Origin of the sequence: Micromonospora sp. NPDC051543 (genome assembly GCF_044454415.1) — a bacterium.
In the GTDB taxonomy this organism is placed as follows: Bacteria; Actinomycetota; Actinomycetes; order Mycobacteriales; family Micromonosporaceae; genus Micromonospora.
Map to the genome: position 1 here is coordinate 171,304 of NZ_JBITDT010000009.1, position 15,419 is coordinate 186,722.

General features: G+C 73.5%; 14 protein-coding genes. 1 reads left to right on the forward strand and 13 read right to left on the reverse strand.

Annotated features, from left to right (window positions below; translation table 11 throughout):
* Window position 1: 1 nt before the first annotated feature.
* Complete coding sequence (locus tag ACIA3K_RS18210; RefSeq protein WP_396802337.1) at window positions 2-1,000, reverse strand: helix-turn-helix transcriptional regulator; 999 nt, start codon at window positions 998-1,000, stop codon at window positions 2-4.
* Window positions 1,001-1,079: 79 nt separating this feature from the next.
* Between ACIA3K_RS18210 and ACIA3K_RS18215 the strand changes: the two genes are divergently transcribed.
* Window positions 1,080-1,808, forward strand: coding sequence for an alpha/beta fold hydrolase (locus tag ACIA3K_RS18215; RefSeq protein WP_396802339.1), 729 nt, complete (start codon window positions 1,080-1,082; stop codon window positions 1,806-1,808).
* Window positions 1,809-1,916: 108 nt separating this feature from the next.
* Here ACIA3K_RS18215 and ACIA3K_RS18220 read toward each other — a convergent pair whose 3' ends face one another.
* The 12 genes from ACIA3K_RS18220 to ACIA3K_RS18275 form a co-directional block, all read right to left on the reverse strand.
* A complete protein-coding gene (locus tag ACIA3K_RS18220) occupies window positions 1,917-2,420 on the reverse strand; it encodes a shikimate kinase (protein WP_396802340.1) in 504 nt (167 codons plus the stop codon).
* The gene (gene aroC / locus ACIA3K_RS18225; RefSeq protein ID WP_396802341.1) at window positions 2,420-3,598 is read right to left on the reverse strand and encodes a chorismate synthase; all 1,179 of its coding nucleotides are present in this window, start codon (window positions 3,596-3,598) and stop codon (window positions 2,420-2,422) included. Before aroC ends, ACIA3K_RS18220 begins: the two co-directional genes overlap by 1 nt.
* 95 nt (window positions 3,599-3,693) lie before the next feature.
* Window positions 3,694-4,614 (reverse strand): glycosyltransferase family 2 protein, encoded by a 921-nt coding sequence (locus tag ACIA3K_RS18230; RefSeq protein ID WP_396802343.1) that lies wholly within the window; start codon window positions 4,612-4,614, stop codon window positions 3,694-3,696.
* Window positions 4,611-5,177, reverse strand: coding sequence for a glycosyltransferase (locus ACIA3K_RS18235; protein WP_396802521.1), 567 nt, complete (start codon window positions 5,175-5,177; stop codon window positions 4,611-4,613). Before ACIA3K_RS18235 ends, ACIA3K_RS18230 begins: the two co-directional genes overlap by 4 nt.
* A 110-nt stretch (window positions 5,178-5,287) precedes the next feature.
* A complete protein-coding gene (locus ACIA3K_RS18240) occupies window positions 5,288-5,764 on the reverse strand; it encodes a UDP-N-acetylglucosamine--LPS N-acetylglucosamine transferase (RefSeq protein ID WP_396802345.1) in 477 nt (158 codons plus the stop codon).
* A 215-nt stretch (window positions 5,765-5,979) separates the two neighbouring features.
* The gene (locus tag ACIA3K_RS18245; protein ID WP_396802346.1) at window positions 5,980-7,242 is read right to left on the reverse strand and encodes a hypothetical protein; all 1,263 of its coding nucleotides are present in this window, start codon (window positions 7,240-7,242) and stop codon (window positions 5,980-5,982) included.
* Entirely contained in the window at window positions 7,239-8,141 is a 903-nt protein-coding gene (locus ACIA3K_RS18250) for a sulfotransferase domain-containing protein (protein WP_396802522.1), read from the reverse strand. Before ACIA3K_RS18250 ends, ACIA3K_RS18245 begins: the two co-directional genes overlap by 4 nt.
* An 8-nt stretch (window positions 8,142-8,149) precedes the next feature.
* Window positions 8,150-9,757, reverse strand: a complete 1,608-nt coding sequence (locus ACIA3K_RS18255) for a lipopolysaccharide biosynthesis protein (RefSeq protein WP_396802347.1) — start codon at window positions 9,755-9,757, stop codon at window positions 8,150-8,152.
* On the reverse strand, window positions 9,754-10,998 hold the full coding sequence (locus ACIA3K_RS18260) for an O-antigen ligase family protein (protein WP_396802523.1): 1,245 nt from the start codon (window positions 10,996-10,998) through the stop codon (window positions 9,754-9,756). The genes ACIA3K_RS18255 and ACIA3K_RS18260 overlap by 4 nt, the downstream gene beginning before the upstream one ends.
* A gap of 120 nt (window positions 10,999-11,118) precedes the next feature.
* Window positions 11,119-12,717: a lipopolysaccharide biosynthesis protein gene (locus ACIA3K_RS18265; protein WP_396802348.1), complete on the reverse strand. Its 1,599-nt coding sequence runs from the start codon at window positions 12,715-12,717 to the stop codon at window positions 11,119-11,121.
* A complete protein-coding gene (locus ACIA3K_RS18270) occupies window positions 12,710-13,261 on the reverse strand; it encodes an acyltransferase (RefSeq protein WP_396802350.1) in 552 nt (183 codons plus the stop codon). Before ACIA3K_RS18270 ends, ACIA3K_RS18265 begins: the two co-directional genes overlap by 8 nt.
* Window positions 13,262-13,355: 94 nt before the next feature.
* A complete protein-coding gene (locus tag ACIA3K_RS18275) occupies window positions 13,356-15,293 on the reverse strand; it encodes a hypothetical protein (protein WP_396802351.1) in 1,938 nt (645 codons plus the stop codon).
* Window positions 15,294-15,419 lie beyond the last annotated feature (126 nt).

Consider the following 15,419-nt stretch of genomic DNA (forward strand, 5'->3'; position numbering starts at 1 on the left):
CCTAGTCCAGCGGACGGCGTGGCGAGGGCGTCTGTCCACCTGCTGGCCGGGCGGCCCAGTCGGCCAGCAGACGGGCGTGCTCGGCCACGGCGGTGCGCAACGCGTCCGGGTGGCGCACGGTGAACGGGCAGCCCAGGCCGGCGAGCAGCGCGGCCATGCCGGGCAGGCTCTCGGCACGGGCGCGCAGCAGCACGCCGTCGCCGCTGGGGGTCAGCTCGGCCACACTGCCCGGGATGCGCCGCCGGGCGGCGACCAGATCGGTCTCCAGCAGCACCTCGACCTCGTGCCGGTACGGCACGCCGGCCAGCGACCGGGTCAGCCACGCCACCGCGTCGAAGCCGTCCGGCACCGTGAACGTCGCCGTGCCGGGCGTGACGGCGCCGATCCGGTCCAGTCGAAACGTGCGCACCTCGCCGCGCCGGTGGTCGTGACCGGTGACGTACCAACGGCCGGCGTGGAAGACCAGCCCGTACGGGTCGAGGTCACGATGCGACCGCTCACCGCGCCACGAGCGGTAGTCCAGGCTCACCCGCTGCCGCCGCCGGGCGGCCGTGGCCAGAGCCAGCAGGGTGCCCGACGCCGGTCGCGCCTGGGGCTCGGGCCGCCGCAGTGTGAAGCCGAGGTGCTCCCGCACAGCGGTGAGCCGGTCGGCGAGCGCCGCCGGCAGCACCCGGTCAATCTTCGCCAGCGCGGTCGCCGTGGCCGGCAGTTCGGTGGCCAGTCCCACCCGTTCGGCGAGGACCAGGCCGAGCAGCACGGCCACCGCCTCGTCGTCGGTGAGCATCAGCGGCGGCAGCTTGTACCCGGGATGCAGCCGGTAGCCGCCGTGGCGGCCCCGGTCGGCGAGCACCGGGATGCCCAGCTCGACCAGGGTGGCCGCATAGCGGCGCACGGTCCGTTCGTCCACACCGAGCCGGCTCGCGAGGTCACCGGCCGTCGCCCGGTGCCGGGCCTGGAGCAGCTCGAGCAGGGCCAGCACCCGACCGGCGGGATGAGACACGGGCCACTCCTTCAAACCGGGCGGATCCTGTCCGGTTTCGATCGTACGGTCGGTCGGTAGCCGAGAGAAGGAGTGACAGATGGCGACGTTCGTACTGGTGCCGGGGTTCTGGTTGGGCGCCTGGGCGTGGCGGGAGGTGACCGGCCTGCTGCGTGCGCAGGGGCACGACGTGCACCCACTGACGTTGACCGGGGTGGCCGAGCGCCACCACCTCGCCGGGCCGCAGGTGACCCTGGGGACGCACACCACCGACATCGTCCGGTTGATCGAGGTCGAGGATCTGCGCGACGTGCTGCTGGTCGGGCACTCGGGCGGCGGTATGCCGGTGACCCAGGCGGCCGACCTCGTGCCGGACCGAATCGCCCGCGTGATCTACGTGGAGAGTGGCCCGCTCCCGGACGGTACGGCGCAGTTCGACACGGTGCCGCCGCAGGAGCAGCAGCGGCTGCGCGCGGCGATCGGCGACGGCCACCTGCTGCCACCGCCGGCCTGGGACCCGGCGGCCGACCCGACCAACCTGGCCGGCCTGGACGAGTCGACGCTGTCCCTCCTGCGTGAGCGTTCCACCGGGCAGCCGCTGCGGACGGCGACCGACCCGGTACGCCGCACGGGTGGCCGCCCGGTGCCGACCGCGCTGGTCGCGAGCACCTTCCCGCTGACCGTGGTGCGCGAGATGATCGCCCAACGGCACCCGTTCTTCACCGGCCTGGCCGACGGCCCGTTGTACGAGCTGCCCACCGGGCACTGGCCGATGCTCAGTGAGCCGAAGGCGCTGGCCGACGTCCTCGACCTGATCGCCCGAGCCTGACACCGCGCCGATCTTGCGGTTGTGGTTGTCGAGATACCGGAAATGCCCCGGTACGTCGGCGCAGCAACTGCAAGATCGCGCGGCGGGGCGGGGGCGGCCCGGGCGGCGTCAGCGTGGGAGCAGGGCGGCGACGTCGGCGACGACGGCCGCCGGGGTGCGGCCGTCGGTGACCACCGTGTCGGTCGCCACCTCGGCGTACAGTGGCTTGCGCTGGTCCATCAGGTGCTTGAGGGTGGCTCGCGGGTTGATCGCCAGCAGCGGTCGGCCCGCGCCGAGCCCCACCCGCTTCACCGCGTCGGGCAGCTCCACCGACAGGTGGACGACCCGATGCCCCACCAGGGCGGCCCGGTTCTCCTCGGCCAGGACGGCGCCGCCACCCAGGGCGAGCACACCCGTGCCGGACGCGAGCGCCGCCGCCACGGCCGCCCTCTCCAGGGCCCGGAAGTGCTCCTCGCCCTCGTCGATGAAGATCTCCGGGATGCTCTTGCCGGCCATCTGTTCGATGTCGGCGTCGGTGTCCCGGAACTCCACCCCGAGGGAGGCGGCGAGCGCCTGCCCCACGGTGGTCTTGCCGCAGCCGGGCACCCCGACCAGAACGACGACCGGCGCCATCAGCGGATGACCAGCGCGTCGAGGTAGCCGGCCACGTTGCGGCGGATCTCGACGACCGAGTCGCCACCGAACTTCTCGGTGGCCGCCTCGGCGAGCACGAGGGCCACCATCGCCTCGGCGACGATCGCGGCGGCGGGCACGGCGCAGACGTCGGAGCGCTGGTTGATGGCGGTCGCCGGCTCGCCGGTGACGACATCCACGGTGGCCAGCGCCCGGTTGAGCGACGAGATCGGCTTCATGGCGGCGCGCACCCGCAACGGCTCGCCGGTGGTGATGCCACCCTCCAGCCCTCCGGCCCGGTCGGTGACGCGGCGGACGCCGGTGGCGGACGGAATGATCTCGTCGTGCGCCTCGGAGCCACGGGAGCGTGCCTGCTGCCACCCGTCGCCGATCTCGACGCCCTTGATCGCCTGGATGGACATCAGCGCGGTGGCCAGTCGGGCGTCGAGCTTGCGGTCCCACTGCACGTGACTGCCCAGGCCCGGCGGCACCCCGTACGCCAGCACCTCCACCACGCCGCCGAGCGTGTCGGCGGCCTTCTTCGCGGCGTCGACCTCGGCGACCATCAGGGCGCTGGCGTCCGGGTCGAGGCAGCGCAGCGGGTCGGCGTCGATGCGGTCGGCGTCCTGCGGGGTCGGACGCAGCCCGGGCTTCGCGGCCACCGGACCCAACTCGACCACGTGCGAGACGATCTCGATGCCGAGCGCCTGCCGGATCAACGCCTTGGCGACCGTGCCGACGGCCACCCGGGCGGCGGTCTCCCGGGCGCTGGCGCGCTCCAGGATCGGGCGCGCGTCGGTGTGGCCGTACTTCTGCATGCCGGCCAGGTCGGCGTGGCCGGGCCGGGGGCGGGTCAGCGGCGCATTGCGGGCCTGCCGGGCCAGCTCGTCGGGATCGACCGGGTCGGCGGCCATCACCGTCTGCCACTTGGGCCACTCGGAGTTGCCGACCCGGATCGCCACCGGGCTGCCCAGCGTGCGGCCGTGCCGCAGTCCGCCGATCACCTCGACCTCGTCCCGCTCGAACGACATCCGGGCGCCGCGGCCATAGCCCAGCCGGCGGCGGGCCAGCTCGCCCGCGATCTCGGCGGTGCTCACCTCGATGCCGGCCGGCACCCCCTCCAGCAGCGCGACGAGGGCGGGACCGTGCGATTCACCTGCAGTCAACCAGCGCAACACAGCGGTCAGTCTGTCACGGCGCGCGACGGGCACGTCGCGCTGCCCGTCGCGTCCCGCCCTGCGGACGGCGAGGACCGTCCGCAGGGCGGGACGGATCAGATGCCCCGACCGCGCTTGTGCAGCGTGCGCAGCACCGAGTCGGCCCGGACCACCCGGCCGGCGACCGCCAGCGCCAGGTAGGCGCGTGGCTCGCGAGGATTGCGGCGCAGCGTGTGCCGGGCCCAGCGCAGGGCCCCGCGCCGGTCGCCGGAGGCGGCCCGCGCGAAGGCGATCTGCCCGGTGACCCGGGCCTCGCCGGCCGGTTGCCCGGCGAACTCCGGGTAGCGCCGCAGCAGCCACTGCAACGCCTCGGAGATGGTGTCCCAGCGCTGCGCGAAGTACGACCGCTTGTGCCAGCGCACCAGCACCGACGGCGTCCGCAGGTTGATCAGCGGCGCGCTGCGGGCGGCGCGCAGCAGGAACTCGTAGTCCTCCGCGTAGCTGCCCGGGATCTCCTCGTCGACCAGGCCGAAGCCGTCGCGCAGCGCCGTCGCCCGGATCAGGAAGGTGGACGGGTGCAGCTCCGTCAGCCGGTCGCGCAGGAGGTCGTCGAGGGTGATCCGGTCCTTGTCGAGCACCCGGTCGACGGTGTGCCCGTCGTAGCTGACCCGGATGCCGCAGCAGACGAACTCCGCGCCCGGGTCGGCGGCCAACGCCTCCACCTGGGCCGCCAGTTTGCCGGGCAGCCACTCGTCGTCGTCGTCGCAGAACGCGACCAGGTCACCCTCGGCGGCGAGGGTGCCGCTGTTGCGCGCGCCGGCCAGCCCGGGCGTGCGCCCGTTCGCGATCACCCGGACCGTCCGGCCCGGACCGCCCAGGGCGGTCAGCGACTCGTCCGGCGTGGACTGGTCGAACACGACCACGGCCTCGATCGTGCCCGGGTACTCCTGGGCGAGGATCGCGGCGAGGGCCGCGCGCAGCAGCTCGGGGCGGTCCCGGGTGGGCACCACCACGCTGACGCTCGGCTGCCGGGTCATCGGGTCTCCTTCGTCGGCTGGCCCGTGCGGGTCCAGGTCCGCCAGCGGGGTCGGCGCCGGTTCGAGCGCGCCACCAGGTCGTCCACGATCTGCCCGACCCTGGCCACGGCCGCGCGGCGGGCCTCGTGCGCGGCCGGGTCGGCCCGGACCGCGTACCGGGAAGGGTCGGCCTGGCCGGCGGCGAGCGCGTCGTGCAGTTCCTCGCGGGTCTCGCAGAGCACCACCAGACCCGCCGCGCCGAGGCGGCGCGCGAAGAGCTGCTGATGGTCGTCGACGTGCTCGCCGCGCGACGGGTCCCGGGGCACCACGATGGGCAGGTGGCCGTGCCGGCGGGCCTCCAGGATCGTCGCCGGCCCTCCGTGACACACCACCAGGTCGGCGTCGGCCATCGCCTGTTGCAGGGCGTCGTGGCCGAGGAAGGGCACCGCGCCCGGCAGGGACGGCGCGACCGTGTGCCCGTGCTGCAGGGTCAGCCCGACCGGGCCGGCCTGCGCGTGCCACTGCGCCAGCCAGTCCACGAGCCGGTCGAAGGGATGCTTGTCGGTACCGACGGCGACGAGCAGCAGGGGCCGCTCGACGGGCGTCGTGTCGCGCTGGCGCGGCAGCCGCGACGGCTCGGCGGCGGCGTCGGCCCGGGGCGACTGGGCGCGGCGGGCGGTGCCCGTCTCCCCGCTCACAGCAGCGTCCCCACGACGGTGGCCTCCGGGTACTGCCGGCGCTGCTCGTCCCACTGCACGAGCATCGCGGACAGGAACGGGCGGCAGAGCCGAGCGGTCAGCGTCGGGGTGTCGATCCGGTCGTACACCTCGATGTAGACCGTCGGGATGCGACGGAGGCGGGCCAGCACCACGAACGGCACGGCGACGCCCGCGCCGGTGGTGACCACGGCGGCGACCCGCCGACGCCGCAGCACCCGCCAGGCCAGCCGCGCGTTGCGCAGCAGATTCGGTACGTTCCGGGTGGTCGGATGGTGCGCCGGCACCAGGTCCTCACCGGTCAGCAGCGACACCGCCTCCGGGGTGTCGAAGGTGACCCAGCAGCGCCGCCACCGTTCGTACCAGGGCCGCAGGGCGAGAAGTTGGGCCAGATGACCACCGCTGGATCCGACCAGCAGCAGCACCGGCGACTCGTCGTCGATGTTCGTGTCCACGCGACTCCCCACAAGTCCGCTTGGAATTCCGATTCACGCAAGGCAGAAGCAGATCACAGGTTTTCCGGTCGTTGAATAGCGCGACCGGACGAGGCGACGATCTCCCTTCGGCATGCTCAGGCCCACTGTCGACCCCACAGCCCATCGATCACCGTCACGACCTGCCATTATGTAATCACTCTATGACGCGTCCCCGGCGTCGGGAATTCTCCTGTTCACTCGCTATGTCGTTTCTCAATGACGTCCAACAGTGCGGGATGCAGCGCCGGGTTCCACCCGGCGCCGGCGTCGGCGAGCCGCCACGTACGTAGCCACATCTCCAGCAGGTACGCGTCGGCCACCAGCGCGCACCGCGCCGCGTCGAGGCCGAGCCGCCCACCGTGTCGCCCCAGGCACGCGTCCACGGCCGCGGCGGCCACCTCGGCCGATTCGCCACGCAGCACCAGCGACCGCTGGAACGCGTCGTGCGCGAGGTCGAAGCCGACCGGCACGTCCGGGCCGCTGTGCTCCCAGTCCCAGGCGACCAGGCGGCCGTCGTGCGTGCCCAGGTTCCACGGCACCCAGTCGCCGTGCCAGTGACCGAACTCGACGGTCGTGTCGCCGTGTCGGCGGGTCAGCGCGGCGATCGCCGCCACCGCCCGCGCCCCGGCGGACCCGGCCACGGCGGCCCGCTGCGCCTGCGCGACCATTCGAGCCAGGAACGTCGACGAGGCCAACGGGCGCGGCACACCGGGCTCACCGCCCCGCCGGGCGACCGCGAGCAACGCCGCGATCCGCGGCGGGTCGTCGGCCGGCACTCCCCGTACGTCCGGCGGCAGCGGCTCGATCACCGCGACGGCCTGACCGGCCCACGCCGTCTCGGTGAGCAGCCCGGGCGGCGCCGGGTGGTCGGGCACACCGGCCACGACGCGCAGCGCCCGCAGCGCGGCGGCCTCGGCGGTGACCAGGGCACGGGTGGCGTCGTTCCAGCCGATCTTCGCGTAGCCGCGGGGACGACCGTCGACGGTGAACAGTTGCAGCGTGGGCTTGGCGTTCGGGTCCGGCGGACGAACGCCGCACGCGGCCAGCAGGGGCGCACCGCCCAACGCGGCCGCGAGCCGCTCGCTCAGCACCAGATCGGCCACCGGCGCCCCCACCGGCACCGACACGGTCAGCGTCGGAAACGGCGCCAGGCCCGCCCCGCCCAGTCGGGCCAGCCCACCGAGCGCCGCCCGGAACGCGCGCACCTTCGGCGGCCGCAACGCGTTGTACGCCAGCAGCGACGCCGCGCCGGCCCGGGGCGCACCCAGCGGCACCAGGAACCGCGCCCGCGCCACCGACGGCACCACGGCGTACCGGGCGACCGCCCGCTGCCCGGCCGGCACCGCGCCGCCCACCGTCAGGTGGACCCGGTCGTCCGGAAACACCGCACGACTGACCCAGCCCAGCCCGTCCGTCCGCGAACGGGGGTCCGTGGCCGGGGTGACCCCGGTCGTCACGCCGCCCGGTCCGCCCAGTCGAGGTCCAACCCGAGCCGTTCGCGCAGCGCGTCGTTGTACGGGCGGTAGTAGTCGGTCAGCTCGGCGCGGACCGCCGGCTCCAGCGGGGCCGAGCGCCGGTCGTTGTAGACCTTGAAGTTCGGCAGGTCGTACGCGGGCAGCCCGAGGAAGTCGAGGGTGCGTCGGTAGGTGGCCCGGGAGTCGCGGTACAGGTCCTCGCTGGGCAGAAAGAGGATCTGGGCCGGGTCGAAGCGGTCCAGCCACGGCTCCAGGTGCTCCAGGTAACGCCCGCGCGCCCGGTACGTGTACCAGTCGTACGCCTCGCTGAACGCCTCCGGCTCGGCGATGAGCCGCTCCCGCTCCCCCGCCGTACGCGCCGGCTCGGCGGCCAGCGCGTCCGCGAAGTCCAGCGGCTCGATGCCGTGCGTACGGCGCTCCTTCCAGTGCGAGTACGCCCGCTCGACCGGATCACGCAGCAGCACGATCAGCTTCACGGTCGGCATCAGCGAGGCGACCCGCTGCGCGGCGAGCGGGTGGAACATGTACAGCGGCGCGGCCTCGCCGACCCGGACCGGCCCGCCGTGCCGCTTCGCGAGGGCCTCGCGCTGCCGTTCGGTCGGGAAGTGCGAGCGGTACCACGCCTCGCCGCGACCCCAGTGCTCCTCGAAGTAGTGCGCGGACTTGGTGTTCCACGCGGGGAAGAGCCGGGGCACCAGCGGGTGCTGGATGAGGTAGTTCCACAGCGAGGTGGTGCCACCCCGTTTGGTGCCGATGATCAAGAAGTCCGGCAGGGGTCGCCGGTCACTGGTGCGCACCCCGTAGTCGACCAGGGAATCCTTCACCCGGGTGGTCACCTGGGTCGGCACCAACTGCTTGACCCGGTCACGGATGGACGCCACGACGGCCCTCACCTACCTCTCGTCGATGCCGGGGCCGGCCGGGCGGCCGTGGCCGCCTCGTCGGATCCACGGATCTGCCTCATGGTCACCCGGATGCCGGCGCGCACCCGGGGCAACGTCAACAAGCCGACGCAGCCGGCCACCAGCACGGCGAGCGCCACCGCCAGGCCGGGCAGGCCACGCCCCCCGGCGAGCACGCCGACCGCCGCCGCGACGCCCACACCGCCGACGGTGGCCGCCGCAGCGCGCAGCGTCGCCCTGCCGGCAAGCGGTTCGCCGACCACCGACCGGGCGAAGCCGGCGGCGGTGAGGTTCTCGGTGGCGATGCCGGCGGCCCACGCCAGCGCCGCGCCCGTCGCGCCGTGACCGGGGATCAGCCAGAGTCCGAGCGAGACGGTCACGGTGAGCCCGGCCAGCGTGGAGACCAGGTGCAGGCCGCTGCGTCCGCCCATCAGCAGCAGGCTCTGCACGTTGCCCACACCGGTGTTCACCAACATCGCCAGCGCCAACACCGTCATCGCCGGCACGCCGGCGGTGAACTCCCGGCCGAACAACTGCAGGAACGCGAGCGCGAACACCGCCAGCAGCAGGTACACCGGCCAGGACAGCACCAGCCCCCAGATGGTCAACTGCCGGTGCACGGCCGCCGCGGCGGCCCGCTCACCACGCCCGAGCAGCCGGGACAGCTGCGGTGACACCGCGACCCGCAGGCCCTGCATGGCGAGCTGACCGGCCAGCACGTAGCGGCCGACCGCGCCGAACACGCCCGCGTCGGCCGGTCCGGCCAGCACCGACGTCAGCAGCACCCCCACCCACATGCTGCCGGCGTCGATGGCCGCCGAGGCGGCCCGGGGCAGGGCGAAGCGCCAGAACGTCGACCAGTCGGACCTGGTCGGCCGGAGCGCCGCGCCCCGACCCACCCCGAGCGGCCCGGCCACCAGCACCAGGCAGGCCAGCAACGCCAGGGTCGCCGGCACCAGCCAGCCGGTCATGCCGGCGAGCAGCCCGCCGCTTGCCAGCGCGGCGGCGCCGACCAGCGCCGGGCGGGCCACCGGCAGCAGGAGGAACTGCACGCCGACGTACGCGCGGATGGGCCGTACGCAGCGCAACGCGGCCAGCAGCAGGGTCATCGCCACCACCACCGGCACGGCGGCGAAGGTCAGCGTCAGCAACCCGTGGGCCGCGTCGCCCGAGCCGCGCAGCAGGCGGGGGGCGAGCGCGTCGGCGCTCAGCGCTCCCGCGACGGCGACGGCGAGCCCGGCCAGCAGCGGTGGGATCAGCGCCACTGGAAGCACCCGGGCCGCGTCACCCCGGACGCCGAGACGCCTTCGGGGCACGGCCCACATGAGCCCGGTCTCCGCGCCGAGCGTGCAGACCGCGGTGGCCACGGTGACCACGCCGATCGCGGCGAAGAACGCACCCGCGCCGGCTGTCCCGTACCCCCGGGTGATCACCACGGCCAGCACGAACCCGAACAGGCCGCTGACGGCCGCGCCGAGCAACCCGGCCACCCCGCTGCGGGCGCTGCGGCGCGTCTCGGCCGCGCTGGTATCCGCGGCCGCGCTCGGCGGGCCGTCCCGGCCGGCGTCGGCCGGCGGTCGGGTGGCGGCGGTCATGCCGGCACCGCCGTGGTGGAGACGAGCGGCGGATGCCACCGGTACGGGCGGGGCGCGCGTTCGCGTTCGGTGAGCGCCATGGCGAAGCCGACCGCGAAGAACGCGACAGCCAGGTTCTGGTTGGCCATGCCGTAGAACGGGATCTGCACGAGGCAGACCACCGGCACGACGGCCAACCACTGACCGGCCGCCGAGGTCGCCCGCGCGCAGACCACCGCGGCGGCCACGAACCAACCCAGGAAACAGAGCAGCGCCGGTACGCCGTGACTGAACAGCACCATCCACAGTTGCCCCTGCGTGCCGATCGGCGCGTCGGCGGAGACGGTGTCCACGTTCACCGGAGCGCCGTAGCCCAGCCACGGCGAGTCCTGTACGCGGCGGATCACCTCCGAGTAGAGCGACAACCGATCGCTGTTGGTGTCGCTGGAGTCGACCCGGTTGTTGATCAACTCGGTGATGGGGATGAAGAGCGTGGCCACCGCCCCGGTCACCACCACGCCGACGATGGAGGCGGCGACGCGGATGTTGCCCCGCAGGCTGGCCCGCACTCCGAGCACGGCGAGCCCCGCGCCGAGGCTCAGGAACATCGCCCGGTTCAGGGTGAGGAAGGCGGGGGCCAGCGACAGCGGCAGCGACGCCAGCAGCGCCCACCGCAGCAGCCCGCGACGGCGCAACATGGTGTACGCCACCACGCAGGGCAACGTCATCGCGTACGCGCTGCCGTAGTTGTTGGTGTACGCGAACGGCGCGGCGGGCCGGTAGATCGGGTTGAGCGAGCGAGGGCTGTATTCCGCGGTGGTCAGGTGCACCATGTCCTGGATGAACGGCGTACGGGCGACGCCGGCGGGCAGCAGCACCTCCATCGGGGTGGCCAGCGCGAACCGGGGTACGAGCACCCCGAGCCAGCCCAGCACCACCAGCGCGAACCAGAACGCGCAGAGCGGGGTGAGCACCGCCACCAGGTCGGCACGTTCCCGGGCGGCGGCGTAGACGTAGACGCCGACCACCAGCGCCGTCAGGTAGAAGGCGAGGCGCAGGGCGAACGTCAGCAGCGACGCCGGTGAGGAAAGTTGGGTGGCGCTGACGACCACGATCGCCAGGAACAGCAGCCAGATGCCGGCCATCGGGGGCAGCGGCACCCGGCCCCGGGTGAGCAGCACCGCCAGCAGCAGCGCGCCCAGCAGGGACCAGCCCAGGTAGAACGCGCCGAGCGCCCACCAGAGCGGCACGAGGCCGAACATCAACGCCAGGGGCCAGAGCGGCAGCCGCGCGGGTGGCGGTGTCGGCGGCGTCACTGCGGCGGCGGCCGGTGTGTCACCGGGTGGCGGCTCGGTCGCCGGGGCGCGGGTGACCGACACCGATCAGGCCCGGCCGTTGCGGGTGAGGACGAAGCCCAGCGGGGTGACCCCGGCGGCGCGCAGCCGCTCCACGAGCCGCCGCAGGTCGCTCTGCCGGCTACGGTCCCGCTCGACGACCACCACCGCGCTGCCCTGTCGGGCGACCGCGACGCCGCGCTCGTCGGACTCGGCCGGTGGCGCGTTGAACAGCACCAGACCGTGGTCGGCGCCCTGCCGCCAGGTGCCGAAGCGGACGCTGCCCACCCCCACGGTCACCTCGTCCGGCGACGCTGGACGGCCGTTGTCGGTCCGGGCGGACGCCACCCGCGGCAGGGTGAGCGTCACGTCCGGGTCGGTGGACGGACGGCTGCCGGGCGGGTGCGGGGAGGGCCGCCGAGTCGCCGGCGTATCGGCGGGAGCACCGCCCGCCGTCGGTGTGCCGGCCGGACGCGGCTTGGGCACCAGCGGGCGGGACGGGTCGACGGGCAGCCGCCCACGGTCGGCGAGGACGGCGGCACGCAGGCGCTCGACGCGGCCGCTGTCGTCGGCGACGAAGACCTCCCGACCGTCGGCGGCAAGCGCCACGGCCAGCCCGGCGGTGAGCGCCGTGACGTCCTCGCGGGAGGTGACAAGCGCGACCCGGGCCGGCTGGCGTACCCGCTCGGCGACCGCCATCGCCACATAGCGGACGTCCGCGTCGACCGCCCGGGGACTGCCCCGCAAGGGTGGCCGACGTACCGTGCCGAGCAACGGCAGGCCGGTGGCGTCCCGGCCGTCGGTGACCGAGCGGACCCGCCGGTCCGCCGACTCCCACGCGTACGCCAGCACGACGCCGATCAGCGCGCCGCCGAGCAGGCCGGCGACCAGGTAGAGCGGGCGGTGCCCGGAGGAGGTCACCAGCGCCCGCTCGGCGGTCTGGGTGACCCAGCCGGGGTTGACGTCGACCGCGGCGATCTCGGTGCGGGCCGTGTTGAGCTGGGTGAGCTGGTTGTTGATGCCGGACAGCTCGGCCAGCGCCGCGTCACCGGCGGCGGTGCCCTTGGCGCTGCTCGCGCGCTTCTGCACCGCCGTCTGCTGGGCGACGACCTTGGCGATGCTCGCGTCGTAGGAGCGCAGCATCTCGGCGCGCTGCTGCTCGTACATGGCCCGCCGCACGTCGAGGTAGGCCCGCGCGGCGAGGTTGGCGCCCTGCACCGCCCGCTGCGCGTCGTGTGTCTGGTAGGTGAAGCGCAGGATCTGCCCGCCGGTCGGCACCTCGACCTCCAGGGCGTTGCGGACGTCGCGCGGCTCGCCACCGACGGCGTCGGCGAGCCGCTGAACCACCTCGGTGCCGGTGGCGAGGCCACTCTCCACGTTCATGTTGACGGCGCGGTCGGCGCCCGCGCCGCTGGGCGTGAAGGCGTCGGTGACCACCGGTCGGACCGCCACGACCGCGCGGGCGGTCACCGCCGCCGGGACCAGCAGCACGTAGCCGAGGGCGGCGAGCAGGCCGACCAGGGCGACCACGACCACCAGCCGCAGCCGGTGCATCGGCACCCGCACCAGGTCGGAGAGCGTCACCACCCGGGTGCCGCCGGAGCTGGACGGGTCGGTTGGCCAGGGAGCGGGCGCGGCATCAGTCATGGAACTTCTTCACCGTCTGTTGAGGATTGCCCACGACGACGACACCCGGCGGCACATCGGTACGCACCACCGAGGCCGCGCCCACGACGCTGTCGCGGCCGACACGGACCCCCTTGAGCACCAGGGCGTGCGCGCCGACCCAGACGTTGTCCTCCAGCACAATCGGAGCGCGGGTGGCCGGGCCGGGCGGCGCGTGCCGTTGGTCGGGCGGCAGGTTGTGGAAGTCGTTGTCGAGCAGCTCGCAGTCGGACAACAGGCACCTGTCGCCGACCGTCACCGACGTCCAGGTGCCGATCCAGGTGGCGTTGAGCAGACAGTCGGCGCCCACGCGTACCTCGCCGGGGCCGGCGAAACGGACCAGCTTGTTGATGCGGGTGCGGTCGCCGATGGTGACCCGTACGCCCCGACGCAGCCGGATCCGGCCGCGGATCTGCACGTCCCGTCCGAGGGTCAGCCGCCGGTAGCGCAACCCGTACCAGGCACGTTTGAGCGTGAAGACCAGGTGGACCGTGCGTTTCGCACGGAATCCAGCGCCGCCGACCAACGACCCCTCCCCACATCGCGGGGCCGGCGGCGGTGGTACCGCCGCCGACCCGACGTGAACAATCTACCGATCCTCCGTTACGTTTGGTTGACCGTCACTGTACGGAGAAGAACATCGAGGGGACAGACCACGACAACTCGGGCGTCGCTGCGGCGATGAGCGTCGTCGCGGTGCCGTTGACCACCGCTGTCGGCGCGGCCGTCGGGTCGAACGGGACGCTGCGCAACCCGCCGTCTGTGGCACCGTAGACGATCCGACCGTCCACCCAGGCCATGCCACGCACGCTCGACCAGGTGACACCGCTCGTCGGCAGCGCGAACTCGGTCGCGCCGAGGTAGTTGCCGTCGATCTCGAAGTAGCGGTAGTAGAGGCTGTTGGCGCCGGTACGGGTGTAGTAGAGCCGACCGTCGAGGTAGAAGGCGCCGGTGAGGTTCGCCGGGGTGAACCAGTCGTTGTAGCCGGACGCCTCCCACGACGAGCCGATCGCGCCGCCGTTGAACAGCGAGACGTCGATCCGGCTGCCGGTGGGCGTACCCGCCACCGTGTGCGACCAGTAGATCCGGTCGTCCACCCGCCAGGTCGCGCCGGACGCGGTGTAGGCCGGCTGGCTGACGGTGGTGGGGGTACCCAGCGTCACGCCGTCGAACGGCACCTTCGACACCTCGCCCGCGCCGGTGCCCAGGTAGAGGTTGCCACTGCTGCCACTCGGCGGGTTCTTCGCCGTGAAGGTGCGACCGCCGGCGAGTGGGAACATGCCGAGCCGCCCGTGGTACTCCTCGCCCATGCCGTCGGAGTTGTGGCCGAAGTAGAGACCGTCCGAGCCGCGCCAGAGCACCGGCACCGCCGAACCCCAGGCGGTGGTGCCGGACGGCATCGAGGCGCTGCCGCTGCGGCGCGGGTTCCAGTTCACCGGCAGACCGGTGGCCGGGGTGACCGCGCCGATACCGAGCCGGTCGATCGCGCCCGGGCCGGCGTTGTCGCTGGCGTTCGGGTTGTTCAACCAGCGGAAGTGACCACCCAGGTAGATGACGTTGTCGGCCACCTCGACCGAGGTGATGGTGTCGTTGCCGGTGAAGTCGACCCAGGTGCCCAGCTGGCCGGTGCCCCGGGCCGCGGTCTCGAACCGGACCAGCGCGTCGCAGTACGCGCTCGGCCAGCCGGCGCCGCCGTTGCTGCCGACCACGAACCAGGTGCCGTCCTCGCCGAACTTGATGTCCTGCACGTAGTGCACGAAGGTCGTCGGGGCGGCGCACGGCGCGACGTACTTCTCGCTGCTCCAGTCCAGCACCGCCGGAGTGCCGGACACGTCGACGAGCGCGATCTGGTTACGCGGCAGGTCGTTGAGGAGCGTGAAGTTGCCGCCGACGGCCAGGGTGTTGCCGTCCGGGGCGACGTCGATGGTCCAGACGTACGAGGTGGTCCCGTGCCGTCCGACGGTGGCATCGATGGAGAAGGTCGGGTCGATCGCCCCGGTGGTCGCGTTCAGCCGGCCGAGACCGGCGTGCGCGGTGCCGTTGAGCCAGTTGAAAGCGCCGGCCACGTAGAGCCAGTTGCCTGACAGCGCCACATCCCGGACGGTGCCGCCGTCGGAGCGCCCCACCCAACTGTCGATGATCGCGCCGGTGCTCGGGTTCAACGCGACCAGGTTCTTGCGGGAGACCCCGTTGACGTTCTTGAAGGCGCCGCCGACGATCAGCGTGCCACCGGGCCCCGCCAGCAGCGTGTTGACCGCGCCGTCGAGCACCGGCAGGAAGCTGGTGGACATCGCGCCCGTGGTGCGGTCGTACGCGAAAAGGTAGCGCTGGGTGACCCACGCGGACGTGGCGGTCTGCCGGAGCTGGGTGAAGCTGCCGCCGACGAACACGGTGTTGCCGACCTGCGCGAAGGCGCGGGTCTCACCGTCGCGGGCGTGCGGGGTGAGGTCGGCCGGATTCGCTGACACCAGGGTCGCGGTCCCGGGGACCGGCACCACCGCCGCCGAGGAGGCCGTGGGGGCGCTGAGCACCGCGGCGAGGACCGCAAGCGCGACCACCCCCGCCCGGGTACGACGTCGTCCTGACAAACGCCATGAGTGCGAGAGTGTGGGCACGCTACGCCTCCAAGATGGATGAGAACCCGAGGTAGCGTGCCTCGCCCAGCCTGGTAGGCGCATCCGCCG